This is a genomic window from Shinella sumterensis, from assembly GCF_004514425.2.
GTDB classification, from domain to species: domain Bacteria; phylum Pseudomonadota; class Alphaproteobacteria; order Rhizobiales; family Rhizobiaceae; genus Shinella; species Shinella sumterensis.
Window position 1 is genome coordinate 1 of the sequence record NZ_MYFN02000042.1, and the last position, 2225, is coordinate 2225.

At 63.5% G+C, this 2225-nt stretch carries 2 protein-coding genes; both read right to left on the reverse strand.

Features of this window, described 5'->3' with window-relative positions; genetic code table 11:
- A partial coding sequence (locus B5M41_RS26690) for a lipoyl synthase (protein WP_230640386.1) occupies window positions 1-650 on the reverse strand: 650 nt, incomplete at its 3' end.
- A 183-nt stretch (window positions 651-833) separates the two neighbouring features.
- On the reverse strand, window positions 834-2225 hold a 1392-nt coding region (gene lpdA / locus B5M41_RS26695), incomplete at its 5' end, for a dihydrolipoyl dehydrogenase (protein ID WP_230640387.1).

A 2225-nucleotide genomic window follows, 5' to 3' on the forward strand; every position in this document is an offset into this window, starting at 1 on the left:
TCCTTCACGCGCTGCAGAAGCCGCACGGAGTGGAAGTAGCGCGCGCCCGGACGCACCGTCAGGTAATTGCCCGGCACGGTCTCCATATTGTGGTTGAACACATCCGGCTTGGCGGCGACGACACGCTCCAGCGCGCCCGGCTTCTTCAGGAAATCGGGCGTGAGGATTTCGATCGTCGTCAGCGGCGACGCCGCGCGAATGGCCCAGATCACCTTCTCGAAGTGCTCCGCGCCGCCGTCGTCCAGATCGTCACGGTCGACCGAGGTGATGACGACGTGGGAAAGGCCCATCTGCCTGACGGCCTTGGCGACGTTTTCCGGCTCGGCCATGTCGAGCGCGTTCGGCTTGCCGGTCGCGACATTGCAGAAGGCGCAGGCGCGGGTGCAGATCTCGCCCATGATCATGAAGGTGGCGTGCTTCTTGTCCCAGCACTCGCCGATATTCGGGCAGCCGGCCTCCTCGCACACCGTCACCAGCTTGTGGGAGCGCACCAGCTCGCGCGTCTCCTGGTAGCCCTTGGAGACCGGCGCCTTGACGCGGATCCATTCCGGCTTGCGCAGCACTTCCGTGTCCGGCTTGTGGGCCTTTTCCGGATGGCGCACGCGCGGTGCGCCGGGATCGGGATTGGTGCGGTCGAGAATGGTGACCATCTGAATTCCACTTTCCTCGAGAGGCTATTCCTTGCGAAGCCCCCTCATCCGCCTGCCGGCACCTTCTCCCCGGCGGGGAGAAGGAGAAGAACGAGACGTTTGCGATGATCCCCTTCTCCCCACCGGGGAGAAGGTGGCCCGAAGGGCCGGATGAGGGGGTTCAACGACCGCCTGATAACACGTTCAGGCGTTCAGCGCACGCCCATAGGCATCCAGCACGCTTTCCTTCAAGGTTTCGGAAATCGTCGGATGCGGGAAGATCGTGTGCATAAGCTCTTCCTCCGTCGTCTCGAGGTTCATGGCGATGACGAAGCCCTGGATCAGTTCCGTCACTTCCGCGCCCACGAGATGGGCGCCCAAGAGTTCGCCGGTCTTCTTGTCGAAGATCGTCTTGACGAGACCCTGGTCTTCGCCGAGCGCGATCGCCTTGCCGTTGGCGACGAAGGGGAAGCGGCCGACGCGGATGTCGCGGCCCTGCTCCTTGGCTTTCGCTTCCGTCAGGCCGACGGAGGCGACCTGCGGGTGGCAATAGGTGCAGCCCGGGATCTTGGACTTGTCCATCGGATGCACATTCGGAAGACCTGCGATCTTCTCGATGCAGATGACGGCCTCATGCTCCGCCTTGTGGGCAAGCATCGGCGGGCCGGCAACGTCGCCGATGGCGTAGATGCCGGGAACGTTGGTCTTGCCGTAGCCGTCGATGGCGATGAAGCCGCGGTCGGTCTTCACGCCCAGCGCCTCCAGGCCGATATTCTCGATATTGGCCTGCACGCCGACGGCGGAGATCATGCGGTCGGCCGTGATCGTCTCGACCTTGCCGTCCTTCATCTCGACATGGGCAGTGATGGAGTTGGCATCCTTCTCCACCTTGGTGACCTTGGCCTCCAGATGGATCTTCATGCCCTGCTTTTCGAACTGCTTCTTGGCAAGCGCGGAGATTTCCGCGTCCTCGACCGGCATCACCGTCTTCATCACCTCGACGACCGTCACATCCACGCCGAGCGTGCGATAGAACGAAGCGAATTCGATGCCGATGGCGCCCGAGCCCATGACGAGCAGCGATTTCGGCTTGCCGTCGGGCTCGATGCCCGGCAGCGCGCGCGGGCGTGCACCGGTGGCGATGACGATATGCTTGGCGGTATAGGTGCCCTCGGGCAGCACGTTTTTCGGCACAGGCGCCTGCGGCTGCTGGATCGGCTTGGTCGTCTTGGAAACGACGATCTCGCCGGGCTTGGTGACTTTCGCCTCGCCCCAGATGATGTCGACCTTGTTCTTCTTCATCAGGAAGCCGACGCCACCGTTCATGCGTTGGGCAATGCCGCGCGAGCGCGCGACAATGGCCGGAAGGTCCGGCGTCACCTTGCCTTCGATCTTCACGCCATAGTCGCCCGGATGCTGGGCATAGTGGAAGATCTCGGCCGAGCGCAGCAGCGCCTTGGTCGGAATGCAGCCCCAGTTGGAGCAGATGCCGGCGAGATGCTCGCGCTCCACGATGGCCGTCTTCAGGCCGAGCTGGGCGGCGCGGATCGCGGCAATATAGCCGCCCGGGCCCGAACCGATAACGATGACGTCGTA